This window comes from Bifidobacterium sp. C0047B3, assembly GCF_056590535.1.
In genome coordinates this window covers 20,532-37,730 of sequence record NZ_JBWPWH010000001.1, presented here as the reverse complement: position 1 = coordinate 37,730, position 17,199 = coordinate 20,532, and the positions used below count along the sequence as shown (strand labels likewise).

9 protein-coding genes are annotated in these 17,199 nt (G+C 47.4%); 2 read left to right on the top strand and 7 right to left on the bottom strand.

Features of this window, described 5'->3' with window-relative positions; genetic code table 11:
* Positions 1–22: 22 nt before the first annotated feature.
* From AC1EKT_RS00130 to rpoB, 7 genes are all read right to left on the bottom strand, one after another.
* On the bottom strand, positions 23–1,426 hold the full coding sequence (locus AC1EKT_RS00130) for a class C sortase (protein ID WP_481615823.1): 1,404 nt from the start codon (positions 1,424–1,426) through the stop codon (positions 23–25).
* 504 nt (positions 1,427–1,930) lie between these two features.
* Positions 1,931–3,685 carry a SpaH/EbpB family LPXTG-anchored major pilin gene (locus AC1EKT_RS00125; protein ID WP_481615822.1) on the bottom strand — a complete coding sequence of 585 codons (1,755 nt, stop codon included), beginning with the start codon at positions 3,683–3,685 and terminating at the stop codon, positions 1,931–1,933.
* 910 nt (positions 3,686–4,595) lie between these two features.
* Entirely contained in the window at positions 4,596–4,946 is a 351-nt protein-coding gene (locus AC1EKT_RS00120) for a helix-turn-helix domain-containing protein (RefSeq protein WP_415687865.1), read from the bottom strand.
* The gene (locus AC1EKT_RS00115; RefSeq protein ID WP_480033364.1) at positions 4,946–5,287 is read right to left on the bottom strand and encodes a type II toxin-antitoxin system RelE/ParE family toxin; all 342 of its coding nucleotides are present in this window, start codon (positions 5,285–5,287) and stop codon (positions 4,946–4,948) included. Before AC1EKT_RS00115 ends, AC1EKT_RS00120 begins: the two co-directional genes overlap by 1 nt.
* A gap of 384 nt (positions 5,288–5,671) precedes the next feature.
* Entirely contained in the window at positions 5,672–6,943 is a 1,272-nt protein-coding gene (locus AC1EKT_RS00110; protein ID WP_481615821.1) for an AMP-dependent synthetase, read from the bottom strand.
* 566 nt (positions 6,944–7,509) lie between these two features.
* Positions 7,510–11,529 (bottom strand): DNA-directed RNA polymerase subunit beta', encoded by a 4,020-nt coding sequence (locus tag AC1EKT_RS00105; protein WP_415683688.1) that lies wholly within the window; start codon positions 11,527–11,529, stop codon positions 7,510–7,512.
* Between the two features lie 70 nt (positions 11,530–11,599).
* Entirely contained in the window at positions 11,600–15,148 is a 3,549-nt protein-coding gene (gene rpoB, locus AC1EKT_RS00100; RefSeq protein WP_481615996.1) for a DNA-directed RNA polymerase subunit beta, read from the bottom strand.
* Between the two features lie 311 nt (positions 15,149–15,459).
* Here rpoB and AC1EKT_RS00095 point away from each other — a divergent pair, with 311 nt between their 5' ends.
* Positions 15,460–16,107: a tRNA (cytidine(34)-2'-O)-methyltransferase gene (locus AC1EKT_RS00095; RefSeq protein ID WP_415687514.1), complete on the top strand. Its 648-nt coding sequence runs from the start codon at positions 15,460–15,462 to the stop codon at positions 16,105–16,107.
* Positions 16,108–16,140: 33 nt separating this feature from the next.
* A complete protein-coding gene (locus AC1EKT_RS00090) occupies positions 16,141–17,136 on the top strand; it encodes an HhH-GPD family protein (RefSeq protein ID WP_415687846.1) in 996 nt (331 codons plus the stop codon).
* Positions 17,137–17,199 lie beyond the last annotated feature (63 nt).

Here is a 17,199-nt window from a genome sequence, read left to right as displayed (position 1 = left end):
GTTATTGCCTATAAGCAATCGCTCATAAACCGAGAATGCTTATAAGCCAGTCGAAAGTCTTTTCGCCGTGACCGCTCCGCTTGCGTTTCTTGCGCGAACTAGACTTTTTGACTTTCGGTCGTTTTTTCGGACGATTTTCAATCGCCTTAGCTTCCTCGAGCACAAGATCCGCGCTGCTTACTGTGCTGCTTACTATGCTTGTCGATGCGCTACTTACTGTGCTGCTTACTGCACCGCTGCTTGCGCTAGTAACAGAAGGCGCATCTGCAGCAACATTCGAAACAACATTCGAAGTAACATTCGCCGCAGCATCATCACTCTTTTCAGTTTTCTTTTTCTTCTTTACAGGCAAACCAGCCCACCAAATGTATCCGCCAACAATACACAAGCTTCCAAAACAAGCAACAATCCACCACGGGAATCGCGGCACATCAGGCTTTTTACCTCGAAGCGCCTTGTCTGCAGCAGGCGTTGGCACCACGCGTTCACCAGTAACCAAAATGCGCTGCGTGTTAATGCCAAGAGGCGTACAAGTAATCAGCGTCATCAAATCCTTACCAGGAACGGCTGCAATCTTCTTCGTCTCATCAGGGTTCACAACGATCTTGTCAACAACCTTGTAGGTGAGAATCTCGTCGAAAACCTCAATTGTAAAAGTGTCACCTTTCCCAACTTCGTCCAGCCTTGTAAACATTTCCGCACTTGCCAAACCGCGATGCCCCGTAATCACAGAGCGCGTCCCCTTGCCGCCAACCGGAAGCGAAGTTCCACGCAAATGACCAAGACCTTTCAGAAGAGTGGCATCTTCTGTGCCGTGATACACAGGCAAATCAAGATCAATTTTTTTGATGCGCAAACGAGCCATCAACCCGTCGTCGTTCACTTTTAACTGATCCCAATAATCCTGACTCGCATCGGAAGTAGCTCCGTGAGAAGTCGGTATGTTCGTATTTGCCTCGTAAATAGCACCCGACGAAAGCTGACTGTTATACTCACGAGCGCGACGGAGCTGCTCATGAGGAGCAGGAACAGCATGAGTTATAAGCTTCGCATACTCAGCAGCAACTTCCGACATGTGATACTGGCTCAGCCACATGGCGGCGTGCGGGTAAATAAGCGACGCAAACGACGCAAGCAACAGCAAAGCAGGGATTACGCAGGATTTAGAGAAGTGCCAGTTTTTGGCGTTGTTGCGCGAGTTTGAGTGGTTTTCTTGGTTGTAATTTTGTTTGCGATATTCTTTTCGATATTCTTTAGTATCGTCTATGAGTTTTGTAACTGATTTAGTTTTTTGGTTTGAACGAGGCTGGAAAATTTGTGTTTGCGCAAGTTCCCGTCCTTCGTCGCTTTGGCTGTTAAAGGCTTTACTGTCTGCTTTGTTCTTAAAAGAACGTAGCTTCCTCAGTCCTCTTTTATTGCTGAACACAATTTTTCCAGCCTCTCAACATACTAAACAACAACACAAAACTCATAGACTCGTGCAGAAAGTTACGCAACTGCGTGGTTTACTAAGTGCCACTAAAGTCGCACAACTAAGCTGCGGGTGGGTGCGTGGTTTGTGTGCTTGGTGTGATGTGTGCAGTAACAATGACGCTAGTGTTCTTTAAGCAATAAATACTCAACGTCTGCAGAACATTAATGTTAAAGTTCACTAAGCAACAAGTAATCACCGTTAGCAAAGCATTACTGCAAAGCTACAAAACCACTTTTTGCAGAAGCAAAACTGCAAAGCTACAGAATCAACGTTTGCAGAGCAATGATGCAAAGCTTCAGGAACTTTGACGGAGAATTTCCGACGTTTGCGCTCCAACCTGACTGCGCAACTAATCCGCTCAAACCGGTTGCATAGCTTGTTTCGCAACAAACTGTGCAACCGGCAGAGCAAATCAACTGAACAATCGTTCAAGCCACTCAACCAGTCGAGCGAGTTTTACTCCTGTTCTTGCTCCTTGCGACGCTTCATCACAATGTAGAAGAACGTGCCAGCGATACCAACAATGCCGCAAACCGTCAAAATCACCAAGCCACGAGCACCAGTCATAGGCAAGTTGGCAAGAATCTTGTCGAGTTCGGTTGCTCTAGCGTTATCAATCTTCAAAGTGTTGTTCGCATCAGTTCCAGCAGTAAGATTCACGCAATGAAGCGTATTATCAAGTTTGAATCCATCTGGAGCTTTAGTTTCAACTGCGCAATAAACGTGCGAAACAGTAGAACCATTACCAACGAAGAAGGAGTCAGAAGCCTTACCTTTATCATCAGTTGCAGCCATTGTACGAACTTTGCCTTCACCACTTACTAAATCAGCGCCAGCTTCAGCAACTGTCTTACCTTTAAGGTCGTCTACCTTCTTACCTGCAGCAGCTTCATACACATCAAATATTGCGCCCTTCAAAGGTTTACCATTGTCCTTGTTCTCGTTATCACTCAAGCCGATCTTATCAATGGTGAGTGTAGCGAAATTAGTGGTGTCTTCACCTTCGTGAGGATGATCTGGATCTTCATTACATGGCTTATCCTTAGTTGGAACACAGCCAGGAGTTTTATCTCCATCACCGGTTGCAACTCCATCTACATCAGTGTTTATGTAGTTCTTAATATTTCCAGGATTAATAACTGTTGTTACAACTGTTGCTGTAAGTTTACCGCCAACTTTTTCAGAAGCCTTAGCTAAACCAGCTTTAGTTAGCTTAACGCGAATCCACTTGACTGTCTTGAGATTGTCAGCAGTAGTTAAGTCATCTACCTTCTTAGGAGATTCGCCAATTGAAGAATATCCTTCAACTTCATAATCGCTTGTCACTAAAGTCTCAGAGGTTTTGCCATCTTTACTAACAACCTTCACATCCTTAACACTGTTATAGTTCAAGAAATCTGTGTTAATTGGATCAGTGAAGGAAACATTGGTATAGGCTTTGCCACCATCTTTGATAGCTGTGAGCGGGATGGAAATATCCCAACCCATAGTCGTCTTAGTACCGTCAATGAATGGCTTGCTTGGAGCAGCTTGAGCTTTCTTCTCCACCTTGTTGGTGCTGACGTCATTCTTTGGATAAATCTTTAAATTGTAAATCCAAGTGTGAGTCTGCGTATCTGGAAGAGGAACCGTTACAAGGAATGGGTTAACTTGCTTGGTAACCTTAATAGGCTTGCCTTCTTTCATAGGCTTGCTATTAGCCAAGTCTTCCTCAACCAAGTACAAGCCGTATGTTTTGCCAAGGTCGAATTTTGTAGAACCATCATCACCAGTTGCTTGTTCTTTAATGTCAGCAGTGGTCTCAGAAACCTTCAACTTAGCACCAGTCAAAGCCTGAGCAGCAGTTTTATTTTCAGTCTCTAATTTCTCGATGGCTTTCCAACCAGACGTCTGAGACAAATCAATCTTGTTGCCTTGAGCATCAACGATTGGAGTAAGCTTGAATTTCACGCCAGAAATTGGTTTTTGTTTATCTGGAATAGTCTGCTTTTTACCATTATTCCTAACAGAACCCTCAGGACCTTCATACTTGTAAATGGTAATAGAAGTAGCCTGGTCAGATTTAATATTTGCGGTGTCTTCACCTTGAGCAGGTGTATCCTGTGGATTACCAGCCCACGCGATGGATCCGGCGATGCAGCAGGTGCCAAGTGTGCACGCAGCTGCTAGTACGGCAACAGCGCGCTTTAACTTTGAAGTCTGTAGACGCATATTCCCTCTCTTCAATAAGTAAACGAATCGTCTTACATCTTTATTTAGCCTCAACAGCAAGTTACAAGCTAAACAAAAGGTTATGACATAATGACAATTGTGTCATTATGACATACTTACAATTGCATCGACGACAGCAAATGTGCAAACGCACAGATGCGAACGCAGATACAACTGCAACCTTCATTATTTAGCTATTTTTCGCAATGTGCGATAACGCTCAACCATGAGTAAATACAATATTAATCGATATTTAGACGGAAAATCGCGTGCAGTATAACACAGTCAAATGTTTATATCTCTAAGCACCCACCCCCCCCCCGGTACAAGAATCGTTGAAAATTAACGGGTTTTAGGGGTGACAAATTACTAACTCAGTCGCTTTTTGTGCGTTTTAATTTTTTTTCTCAAAAACCAAATCGGCGTGTCGCATTGACTCGCTTTTCGCTCAAGCGTAGCGCGAAAAGCGACCCAATGCGGTAGCGACGACTCAATGCTGAAAGCACAGTGTGCTTTCGCGCGCGACGACATGCTTGAGCGCAGCACAGCGCGCGCGAAAGCAACTCGGAGCGCCGAGCTTGCTCAAGGTTGAAAGCACGGTGTGCTTTCAACGCAAGCGAGGTCTGCCTTCGTCAATAAAGACGAAGGCAGGGCAGGTTAGTATGGCTGTGCTTTAGAAATTATGCTGGGCTTTCAACACAAGCGCGCAAACGATTACGCTTTCTTTATTTCTTAAGAAAGCGTAATCTGCCGACCAACAATCCAAAAAATGATAATTAATTGCTCTTGCTTGAAGCTGCATTACGCTTTCTTTATATTCATAACAAAAATTCAACCTGTCGGAATTTCCGACAAGTTCGTTTGGAAGACACAAGGAAAGTTGAGCGCTAAATCACAGTGCTAAAACACGTCAACGCGCATTCGGCACAAACTCAATCCTACAAGTCGCGTTCAAAGCATTTGCAATACGATTCAAAAGCGCAATAGTCGGATTCCTCGAACCATTTTCCAACCTGCTAATATCCGACTGACTTATACCAGTCTTCTCCGACAGCTCAGCCTGAGTCAAACCAGCCTTTTTCCTAGCCATCACAAGCGACATAGTCAAATCTCTTTCCGACTGAAGAGCATCATACTCCTTCTTGAATTCAGGATCCTTAATAAGCTCATCCGTGAGTTCATGCAAATCATTCATTCGCGTTTCCTGTACTTCACTCGTTCCCTGCCATACTTGCGTTCCCTGCAACTCTTGCTTTTTCATCACAAGCCTATCTTTCTATTAAAATATTCAGCCCTTCTCTGCATAGCTACCAATATTTCACTACGCGGAGTTTTCTGCTGCTTTTTAACAAACCCATTGGTGGCAACAATAATTTTATTAGCATCAAAAAAGTATAAAATACGCACTATGTTGCTACCTAAAATAGTGCGAAGTTCAAAAATATGGTTGCCAACATGCTTACTAAGCGGCTCCCTTGCGTCACTTCCTAACATCTCCAAACGATGCAAATCCGAAACCACCTTTGCTCGCAACTTAACATCCAAACTTTTAATAAACTCACGTACTGGCTTATCACCATCCTTATCACTGTAAAAAATCACATCAAACAATTCCCCAACCCCCTGTTTATGTTATATATAGCATAATCGCTTGTATACATCTTGTCAAAACAAGCAACCATTGTCAAAACAAGCAACCAGCAACCCTAACGCAGAAACCAATCTGCGCCAGTGTCCGAAAGTAGGCAAAATCAGACACGCACGCAGCGCGACGACCTGCCTGAGCGCTGCGATTTAGCGCGCGAAGGCAACTCGGAGCGCCGAGCTTGCTCAGGGTTGAAAGCACAGTGTGCTTTCACTGCAAGCGAGGTCTGCCTTCGTCTCGATTGACGAAGGCAGGGCAGAGTTGCGTGGTTGCGCTTTAGAAACTAGGTTGCGACTGGCGTGCGCTGACGACCTGCTTTCGCGCAGATTGCGCGCTCGATATCATCCAACGCGCATAATCCGCGGCACACCAGCTTCAACAAGCTTCCGCTCAAGATTCTTAACGCCAACAACATCCGCAAAATTAAAGCGCACAATCTTACTCACACCGCACTCCCTAAAAAGCACCGACTCACGCTCCGCCTGCCTATCAATATTGCGATTAATAGCGGCCTGATTGTAGGAATTACGCAACATTTGAGTATCAAACGAAGAATTAAAGTTGATATTCGCATGCGTAGAATTAGTCGAATCAACAAAATACTTGTCATACCCATCAAGCTCACCAACAATCAGACCACCGCCCGAAACCCTCCACAAAAAATCACACCTATACTTAACCCTAGAATTAGGCGCAACAAACTCATGCTGCAACTCAGGCACCATAAACCCAAGATCAATCATCGTGCCGCGCGCGAAAGACTCTCCGCCATTCTCGCTTAGACCATTCTTAAAAAGACAAAGGCGACGCAACCTAAAAATAGGATCCGCATTACTGCCGAAACCAGCTACATCACTATAGACAAAACCATTGCCAACCGCGCCATTAAAACCAACACTAACAACACCAACACCATCTCTTCCACCGTATCTTCTTCCGCAAATCTCAAGAACCTTGTTAAAGTTCACGTTATCGCGCGCAGCAGAATCAAAAATCGGCAAAGCAGCCCTAAAACTCAAACTGTTAGCAGCATCAAAAAGCAGCGTACTTTTGTCAACAATATGACTTCTAATCTCATAACTTACTCTGTCGCTTAAATGCGGAAGTGTAATAAGCTGACCATCATACTTGCGACTCGGCTGCACAATACGCACGTCGTCGCTAGTAGCATCCTGCTCCTTTCCGGTTGCGCTAATACGATGCAATTGCGGATTATCGTGCGTAGATTTGTTAGTTTTTGAGCGAATATAAATCTGCGTTGGAAGTGTTTGTAAATTAGTGTTCTGCGAATTGTATTTGCTACCAACAAACAGCGTGTCATAATCTTCAACAACATCATAGCCTAATAAAGCTGCCCCACTCGTAACAGTAAACTTCCAATCCGGATAAAGATCCATCAGAGAAATCACTACATGACGTATGCGTTCTGAAGTATATAGCTTCTGCCAGTACTCAGTTTGCGCGTAAAGATTGCGAAAAGTACGCACAAAAGTACCATTTTTCACGCGTCTGTATGCATATTGTTTTTGAGCTGCGTGAATAGGTATGATGCATCGATGCTCTATTTCAGCATCTTTTATAATATGTATCATTTCATTGTTAGTTTTAGGCATACCACTGAGGTTATTTGAGAATACGATACATAAGCAATAAATTTACAGCATTGTGGTTAAAAGGTATTTAAGGATGATTCATGTGTTACTAACGCAGAACGCCAACTGCACCAGTAACAAAAAATCGGAAACATGCGTTACGCGCGCAGTATGCAATCTGCGCCAGTAACGAAAAATCTGCATTATACGTTGTTAATGCAGAACGCCAACTGCACCAGTAACGAAAAAACGGCATTAAACGTTACTAACGCAGAACGCCAACTGCACCAGTAACAAAAAATCGGAAACATGCGTTACGCGCGCAGTTAATGCTCGCGCAGATTGCGCGCTCGCTTGCGAAACTCGCGTTGAAAGCACACTGTGCTTTCAACCCTAAGCAAGCTCGGCGCTCCGAGTTGCCTTCGCGCGCTAAATCGCAGCGCTCAGGCAGGTCGTCGCGCTGCCCATCAACAAAAAGGAGCTTCAAGCCCGAAAGCTTGAAGCCCCATTTTTATATCAGATTAGCGCCATTCAGCACTCACCAAACGCAACGCGCTCAGCACGCACCAAGCAGCACACCAGCGCAATCACTCAGCTTCGTCGCCATAATCGCTCTGACCACCCTGATCGTCAAGGAAGTCATCTGGATTAAAGTCGTCGCCGAGCTTCATATCGCCAAAATCAATGTTGGAGAAGTCAACATCACCCATATCGCTCTCACCGAAGTTCGAAGGCGTACTATCTGCACCACCCAAACCAAAGTTTGGATAAATAGAGTCGCGAACCTGAGGATCCGGCTCCACGTTAGCATTGCGGTAACGCGCCAAACCGGTACCAGCTGGGATGAGCTTACCGATAATCACGTTCTCCTTCAAGCCCTTAAGGTCATCTTCCTTCTGGCTCAAGGCGGCCTCAGTAAGCACGCGCGTAGTCTCCTGGAACGATGCTGCAGAAAGCCAAGAATCCGTAGCCAACGAAGCCTTGGTAATACCCATAAGCTCTGGTCGACCAGCAGCAGGCTTTCCGCCGTTCTTTACAGCAGCCAAGTTTGCCTCGCGGAACTTTGCTTGATCCACAAGCTCACCTGGAAGAAGATCCGTATCGCCAGAATCAATCACCGTAATACGGCGAAGCATCTGGTGCACAATAACTTCAATGTGCTTATCGTGAATATCAACGCCCTGAGAACGGTACACGTTGTGCACTTCTTCCACGATGTTCACCTGAGCCGCACGCGGACCAAGAATACGCAGAATCTTCTTAGGATCCACAGAACCTTCAATCAGCTGCGTACCAACCTCAACATGGTCGCCATCTTTTACAAGCATTGGCGCACGACGCGTCACTGGGTAAACGATTGGCTCAATCGTAGTGTCGTCTGGAGTCAAAGTCACCTGACGGCCGTGATCAGTATCCTCAACCTTCACAACGCCTGGGAACTCAGCAATTGGAGCCTCACCCTTAGGAGTACGAGCCTCGAAAAGCTCCGTAACACGAGGAAGACCCTGAGTAATATCAGAAGCCGAAGCAACACCACCGGAGTGGAAGGAACGAAGCGTAAGCTGCGTACCAGGCTCACCAATGGACTGTGCTGCAACAATACCAACAGCCTCACCAACGTCTACGAGTCGGCTCGTAGCCAAGGACCAGCCGTAGCACTTTGCGCAAACGCCACGCTTGGATTCGCAAGTAAGCACAGAACGCGCCTTAACTTCCTCAACGCCGTGCGCAACCAAATCACGCAAAACGTCCATAGAAAGCGCATCTCCACACTTTGCCAAAACTGTCGTACCGTCAGCAGGGTCAATTACGTCTGCAGCAAGCAAGCGCGAGTATGGACCACCGTCAGCAGCCTTAACAAGCGTCAAATTGCCGTTTTCGTCGCGATCAGCAATCTTCATCATAAGACCGCGCTTAGTGCCGCAATCTTCTTCGCGCACGATTACTTCCTGCGAAACATCCACAAGACGACGAGTCAAGTAGCCAGATTCTGCCGTACGAAGTGCAGTATCTGCCAAGCCCTTACGAGCGCCGTGCTGCGAGATGAAGTACTCCAACACAGACAAGCCATCGCGGTAGTTTGACTTAACAGGTCGAGGAATAATCTCACCCTTAGGGTTAGCCACGAGGCCTCGCATACCAGCAATCTGACGAATCTGCATCCAGTTACCACGTGCGCCTGACTGAACCATGATGTTCACATTGTTGTCGTCGTGGAAGTTTTCGCGCATTGCGTCTGCAACCTTGTCGGTGCATTCAGTCCACAAGTTAATCAACTCTTGACGACGCTCTTCGTCTGTAAGAAGACCCATATCGTATTGAGAGTTGATTTTTGCAGCCTGATCCTCGTAATCTTGCGCAATTTGCTCGCGATTTGGAGGAAGCACAATGTCGGAGAATGCCATTGTTACGCCAGACCAAGGAGCGCGAGTAAAGCCGAGATCCTTCAAAGCGTCGAGCGTTGCTGCAACTTGAGCTGTAGAATAGCGGGTTGCGATTTCGTCGACGATCTTAGAAAGTACGCCCTTTGGCACCTGCTCGTTTACGAACGGATAGTCGACTGGCAAGGTTCCGTTGAACAAAATGCGTCCGCAAGAAGTTGCAAACAGTACAGTTCCGTCCTTAAAACGCTCTTCGCGCACAACGTCTGGGCTGCCTGGCTCAGGGTCAACAACCTTAAGCTCAGCAGGCTCCCAATTCTTTGGCAATACGAAGTCTGCAGGAACTCGAATCAACACCTTAGCTTGCATATCAATCTCATGCTTGTCGAGAGCCATTTCAGCTTCAGCAAGCGAGGAGAAAACGCGACCCTGGCCCTTTGCTCCGTCAATTACGGTAGACAAGTAGTAAAGACCCAAAATCATATCCTGAGAAGGCATTGTAACGGTGTGACCGTCTGCTGGCTTCAAGATATTGTCGGAAGCCATCATCAAAGTACGCGCTTCTGCTTGAGCTTCTGCAGAAAGCGGAAGGTGCACTGCCATCTGATCACCATCGAAATCTGCGTTGAATGCTGCGCAGGCAAGTGGTGGCAGGTGGATTGCTTTACCTTCAACCAAAATCGGCTCGAATGCCTGAATACCCAAGCGGTGAAGTGTAGGTGCGCGGTTAAGAAGCACAGGATGCTCGGAAATAACTTCCTCGAGCACGCCCCAAACTTCGGAGTCACCACGGTCAACCAAACGCTTTGCGCTCTTCATATTCTGAGCGAAGCCCTGATCCACCAAACGCTTAATAACGAACGGCTTGAAAAGCTCCAATGCCATTGGCTTTGGCAAACCGCACTGATGCATGCGAAGGCTTGGGCCAACGACGATTACGGAACGACCAGAGTAATCAACACGCTTACCGAGCAAGTTCTGGCGGAATCGGCCTTGCTTACCTTTAAGCATGTCGGAAAGCGACTTTAATGGTCGGTTGGATGCGCCGGTTACTGGGCGTCCGCGGCGACCGTTGTCGAAGAGCGAGTCGACTGCTTCCTGAAGCATGCGCTTTTCGTTATTAAGCATGATTTCAGGAGCACCAAGCTCAATAAGTCGCTTCAAACGGTTGTTACGGTTGATTACGCGACGGTACAAATCGTTCAAATCGGAAGTTGCAAAACGACCACCATCGAGCTGAACCATTGGTCGCAAATCTGGTGGGATTACTGGAATTACATCCAAAACCATAGCTTCTGGCTTGTTTCCAGTAGTCAAGAATGCGTTTACAACCTTCAGTCGCTTCAAAGCGCGAGCCTTGCGCTGACCGGTTCCGTTGTCAATTTCTGCGCGAAGCTCTTCGGCAGCAGACTTCAAATCGAAATCTTGCAAACGCTTCTTAATAGCTTCAGCACCCATGCAGCCTTCGAAGTAGTCGCCATAGCGATCTTCCATCTCACGCCACAAGTCGACGTCGCCTTCCATATCGCCGGCACGCAAGCCCTTGAAACGATCAAACACTGCGTTCAAACGCTGAATTTGCTCGTCGTAGCGAGTGCGAATAGCAGACATTTCGCGCTCTGCGCTAGCGCGCAACTTAGATCTTGCAGCACCTTTGCCTTCGCCAGATTCTTCCAGCTCGTGCAAGTCTTCTTCAACTTTCTTAGCGCGCGCTTCAATTTCGTTATCACGACGCTTGCGAAGGTTGCCGATTTCTGTATCGAATTCGTCTTGCAAATCTGGAAGATCTTGGTGACGCTGCTCTTCGTCGACTTTCGTAACCATGTAGGCTGCGAAGTAGATTACTTTTTCAAGATCCTTAGGTGCAATGTCGAGCAAGTAGCCCAAACGGCTTGGCACACCCTTGAAGAACCAAATGTGCGTTACCGGAGCTGCAAGCTCAATATGACCCATGCGTTCGCGGCGAACGCGGCTGCGTGTAACTTCTACACCACATCGCTCGCACACGATTCCCTTAAAGCGCACGCGCTTATACTTGCCGCACGCGCACTCCCAGTCGCGAGTTGGACCGAAGATCTGCTCACCGAACAGACCGTCCTTCTCTGGCTTTAGGGTACGGTAATTAATGGTTTCTGGCTTCTTTACTTCGCCGTGGCTCCAGCTACGGATATCTTCGGCGGTTGCCAGTCCAATCCTCAGTTTGTCAAATGCGTTGACGTCCAGCACTCTTATCGTCCTGTCTCATGAAATTGTTTTTAACGTTTCTTAATTTCTTAAAGTAGTGTTCGTTACCGAATCACTGGTATTCAGGTTCAACAGCAATCTGATCTTCCTTGGCGGACGAATCTGGTCGAGCGCCAATATTGAAGCCAAGATCGTCGGAAGATGAAACTGGGTCGTCCTCTTCATCCTTCATGTCGATTGCGACGCCTTCAGCGTTCAACACTTCAACATTAAGGGAAAGCGACTGCATTTCCTTAAGCAACACCTTGAATGATTCAGGAATGCCAGCTGGTGGCAGGTTATCGCCCTTGACGATAGCACCGTACACGCGCACACGACCGTCGACGTCATCAGACTTCGTAGTCATCATTTCGTGCAATGTGTAAGCAGCACCGTAAGCCTCAAGCGCCCACACTTCCATTTCGCCGAAGCGCTGACCGCCGAACTGAGCCTTACCACCCAACGGCTGCTGGGTAATCATGGAGTAAGGACCAGTGGAACGTGCGTGAATCTTATCATCAACCAAGTGATGCAGCTTCAAAATGTACATGTAGCCAACAGAAATTGGCTTCGGGAATGGCTCACCAGTACGACCGTCGAATAAGGTTGCCTTACCATCTGGGCCAACAAGCTTGTCACCATCGCGATTTGCGAGTGTTGTAGAAAGCAAGCCCTTCAAAGTTTCTGGTCGCACGCCGTCGAATACTGGTGTTGCAACTGGAGTGCATGGATCGCCATGCTCAGCACCCTGCGGCACGTACTTCTTCCAAGCTGCTTCCAAGTCTGGATCCAAGTTAATATCCCAGCCAGCGTGAGCAATCCAACCCAAGTGAAGCTCGAGCACCTGACCCAAGTTCATTCGAGAAGGCACGCCCAACGGGTTAAGCATGATGTCAACTGGAGTACCATCAGCCAAGAATGGCATATCTTCTTCTGGCAAAATGCGGGAAATAACACCCTTGTTGCCGTGACGACCGGAAAGCTTATCGCCTTGCGTAATCTTACGATGCTGAGCAATGTAAACGCGAATCATTTGGTTCACGCCGTTTGGAAGCTCGTCACCGTCGTCTTCAGCGTCTTCACGAGTGATTTCCTTAACTGCAATCACAGTACCAGTTTCGCCGTGTGGCACGCGCAAAGAAGTATCGCGCACTTCGCGGCTCTTTTCGCCGAAGATTGCGCGGAGCAAACGCTCTTCTGGAGTAAGCTCGGTTTCGCCCTTAGGAGTTACCTTACCAACCAAAATATCGCCAGCTTCGACTTCAGCACCAATACGAATAATGCCGCGCTCGTCGAGATTTGCAATCGCGTCTTCGCCAACGTTTGGCAAGTCACGAGTAATCTCTTCGGAACCAAGCTTGGTTTCGCGAGCGTCGATTTCGTATTCTTCAATGTGAATAGAAGAAAGCGTATCGTCTTGCACAAGACGCTGGGAAATAATCACAGCATCCTCGTAGTTGTAACCGTTCCAAGGCATGAACGCAACGAGCAAATTCTTACCCAATGCAAGTTCGCCCTTTTCGGTTGCAGGACCATCTGCCAAAACTGTACCAGCTTCAACGCGCTCGCCGTCTTTAATAAGCGGCACTTGGTTGTAGCAAGTAGTCTGGTTAGAACGCTGGAACTTGGAAAGCTTGTAGCTGGACTGAGTTCCATCGTCGTTCATAACGCGAATAATATCTGCAGAAACGTAAGTTACTACGCCCGGCTTCTCAGCCAAGATTACGTCGCCAGAATCAACTGCTGCACGCCATTCAGAACCGGTACCAACGAGTGGTCGCTCGGACTTAATAAGCGGCACAGCCTGACGCTGCATGTTCGTACCCATCAATGCGCGGTGGCCTTCATCGTGCTCCAAGAATGGAATCAAGGAAGCGCCGAGAGAAACCATCTGGCGTGGGGAAACGTCCATGTAATCTACAGTGCTTACAGGCACATCGACTGCTTCTTCTTCGTCCACGCGAGCAAGTGCTTGAGTGCCAACGAAGTTGCCGTTTTCGTCGAGTTCCTGGTTTGCTTGGGCAATAACGTGCTCAGCTTCGCGGTCTGCAGTCATGTATTCGACTTCGTTAGTTACATGACCGTTAATAACCTTGCGGTATGGGGTTTCGATGAAGCCGAATGGGTTGATACGTCCGAAGGTTGCCAAAGAACCGATAAGACCGATGTTTGGACCTTCTGGGGATTCGATTGGGCACATACGTCCGAAGTGGGATGGGTGCACGTCTCGAACTTCCATGGAAGCGCGATCGCGAGAAAGACCACCAGGACCAAGTGCGGAAAGACGACGCTTGTTCGTAACGCCTGCCAAAGGATTGTTTTGATCCATAAACTGGCTGAGCTGGGAAGTTCCGAAGAATTCCTTAATAGTTGCGTTTACTGGGCGAATATTGATCAAGGACTGTGGAGTAATTGCTTCCGCATCCTGAGTTGTCATACGTTCGCGCACAACGCGCTCCATGCGGCTTAAACCAGTACGAAGCTGATTCTGCACAAGCTCGCCAACCTGACGAATACGACGGTTGCCGAAATGATCGATATCGTCAACATCAACGCGCAACTGCACGTCTTGACCGTCGCGCTTACCTGGGAAGGTTTTTTCGCCGGAATGCAACGTTACCAAGTACTTAATAGTTGCGATAATATCTTCGCGGTTCAAGCTGCGATCGCTGTAATCTGCTTCAATACCGAGCTTGCGGTTGATCTTATAGCGACCAACGCGAGCCAAATCGTAACGCTTTGTGTTGAAGTAGAAGGAATCGAGAAGATTGCGACCAGCTTCTGGAGTTGCAGTATCTGCAGGGCGAATCTTACGATACAAATCGGTAAGTGCATCGTCTTGCGTTTCGATAGGCTCTTTTGCGAGCGCATCCAAAACAAGTGGATAGCCTTGGAAAGCATCTGCAATTTCGTCTTTCGTCATGCCAATAGCCATAAGGAATACGATTGCAGACTGCTTACGCTTGCGGTCAACGCGAACGCCTAAAACGTCACGCTTGTCGATCTCAAATTCCAACCATGCACCGCGGCTTGGGATAATCTTCGCACCGAAAACATCCTTGTCGGAAGTGCGATCTTGTGTACGATCGAAGTACACGCCTGGAGAGCGCACAAGCTGCGAAACGATTACTCGTTCGGTGCCACCAATAATGAAGGTGCCGTGAGGAGTTTGCAATGGGAAATCACCCATGAAAACAGTCTGGCTCTTAATTTCGCCAGTTTCGCCGTTTTCAAACTCAGCGTTCACATAAAGTGGAGCAGAATAGGTGTAATCCTTTTCCTTGCACTCGAGCACAGTGTGGCGTGGCTCTTCAAAGTATGGATCAGAGAATGTGAGGCTCATTGTCTCAGCAAAGTTCTCAATTGGGGAAATCTCCTGGAAGACTTCGTCGAGACCAGAAACATGAGGCACGGTGTGAGTTCCGTTTGCTTCATCTTCTGCAACGCGCTTCTTCCAGCGTTCAGAACCGATCAACCAATCAAAGCTGTCGGTTTGCACGCCGAGGAGGTATGGCACATCAATAGGCTCACAAATGGAGCCAAAATTCACACGATCTGACGCTTTATGCAACTTAATATCATGTTCGTCAGCACGTGCGATGACTTTCGTGGTGCTCGTCATAGCTTGTTCAGCAGCCAATGGACGTTCCTTTATCACTCGCTAGTTAACTATTTAATCTTTGAAAAACTAAAGAAAATCGCGGCAAACGAAACTGCCAAATAAGCAAGTTGCGATGCGCGGGCGCCTTCTTCGGTTCCATGAGCATGCCCGCTATATGACACACCTTACACAGTCTGTCTACTCTACCAAAAACTCCGGACTTTTCCCCACCAATAACGAACGCTCGCAATAGTAATGTGCAAGTTGCGAGTAAACTAAATACGTTACGATTACGAAGTTACGTAAAGATACTTAAAAAGCTAAGGAATAGCATGAATAACAGCGAGAATACGCAAGAAGCAGCAAGCCGCGTAGAGCAAATGTACGAGTACGGCTACCGCAAATCAAATTATGGTCCAGACGAACTTGTAACCGACGCTCATGGAAATCCAATTAGCGTTATGGACGCAATGCTCAGCGCCGACGACGCAGCGCGCGCAGAAACGCACACCCCTCATCTTTGCTTCTACTCACCTCGTATTCCAGGAAATACAGGTTCCGCAATTCGACTTTGCGCTGTAACTGGCACTATTTTGCATTTGGTTGAGCCGCTTGGTTTTAATTTGCACGATACTAAATTACGTCGCGCAGGCCTGGATTATCACGATATGGCTCACGTTGTTTTGCACCCGAATTTTGAGAATTTAGTTGAGTCAATGCCAAATTCGCGAATTATTGCATTTACTGCGAATGCTACGAAACTTTACACTGAAATTGAATATAAGCCGAACGATATTCTGCTTTTTGGACCAGAGCCAGGAGATATTCCTGATCCAATGGATGTTATGGCTGGTCCACACGTGGCAGAGCAAGTGCGTCTTCCTATGCGCCCGTCGCTGCGTAGTTTGAATCTTACAAATTGCGCTTCTATTGCAGTGTATGAAGCGTGGAGGCAGCTCGGTTTCGCCGGCGGAAAGTAATCACGAAAGTATACGACGTTTACATAATTAAGCATGCAACAAGATTCACAATCTCTCCCCGAAGAACATCTCCCCGAAGAAACTTCTCAGCCATTGCGCGAATTGGCAACACTTACGCGCGATAATGTTGCACTTTTTTGGCATAGTTGCGCACGCGATTTGCCTTGGAGGTTTGGGCGCACTACCCCTTGGGGTGTGCTTGTATGTGAAGTAATGAGCCAGCAAACGCAAATGAGCCGCGTTGTACCCTATTGGCTCACTTGGATGCAAACTTGGCCAGATGCACAATCACTAGCTCACGCTACGAGTGCTGAAATTATTACAGCTTGGGGTCGCCTCGGCTACCCTCGACGCGCGTTACGTTTACAATCTTGTGCTCAAGTTGTAGCAACAAGATATCGCAATAAGCTGCCATGCACCTATGAAGAACTTATTGCCTTGCCAGGTGTAGGCGATTACACAGCAAGTGCAATACTCAGCTTTGCTTATGGCAAGCACATTGCGGTGATTGATACAAATATTCGCCGCGTACTTATGCGCGCTTTTACTGGAACTGAATCGCATGGTGGCAGCACAACGCAATCTGACCGCGAGCTTGCTGCCGCAGTATTGCCAGAAGATAATCATGTTACTGCTGCCACTGCTAACGCTACTAACACCACCAACACTACCTGCACTTCATCCGTTTGGAATCAGGCAATTATGGAAATTGGTGCTACCATTTGCACAGCACGATCTCCGCAATGCACTGCATGCCCTTTGCAAACATGGTGCCGTTTCAAAGCTGCTGGATTTCCAGGTCTTGGCCGCCATACCCGCCCCCAGCAGCATTTTGCCGCCACTAATCGGCAAGTGCGCGGCATTATTTTGCAGGCATTGCGTGAAGCACATAAAAAACAGCAGGTATTGCAACGTTGCGAGATCAACAATTTATGGTCGAATCAAACACAACTTGACGAATGCATTGCTTCGCTCGATCATGACAGTCTTATCACTATATTGCCAGATGGCACTTTAGCATTACCTTAAGTAACTAACTCATTACGCTGCTTTTGTAACTCTTTAATTAACAGCTTAATTACTTTGTATGAG

What these genes read in the sequence shown, in the direction of transcription:
- AC1EKT_RS00125 (WP_481615822.1), bottom strand. Translation starts at nt 3,685, where the DNA reads ATGCGTCTACAGACTTCAAAGTTAAAGCGCGCTGTTGCCGTACTAGCA.
- AC1EKT_RS00120 (WP_415687865.1), bottom strand. Translation starts at nt 4,946, where the DNA reads ATGAAAAAGCAAGAGTTGCAGGGAACGCAAGTATGGCAGGGAACGAGT.
- AC1EKT_RS00110 (WP_481615821.1), bottom strand. Translation starts at nt 6,943, where the DNA reads ATGCCTAAAACTAACAATGAAATGATACATATTATAAAAGATGCTGAA.
- rpoB (WP_481615996.1), bottom strand. Translation starts at nt 15,148, where the DNA reads ATGACGAGCACCACGAAAGTCATCGCACGTGCTGACGAACATGATATT.
- AC1EKT_RS00095 (WP_415687514.1), top strand. Translation starts at nt 15,460, where the DNA reads ATGAATAACAGCGAGAATACGCAAGAAGCAGCAAGCCGCGTAGAGCAA.
- AC1EKT_RS00090 (WP_415687846.1), top strand. Translation starts at nt 16,141, where the DNA reads ATGCAACAAGATTCACAATCTCTCCCCGAAGAACATCTCCCCGAAGAA.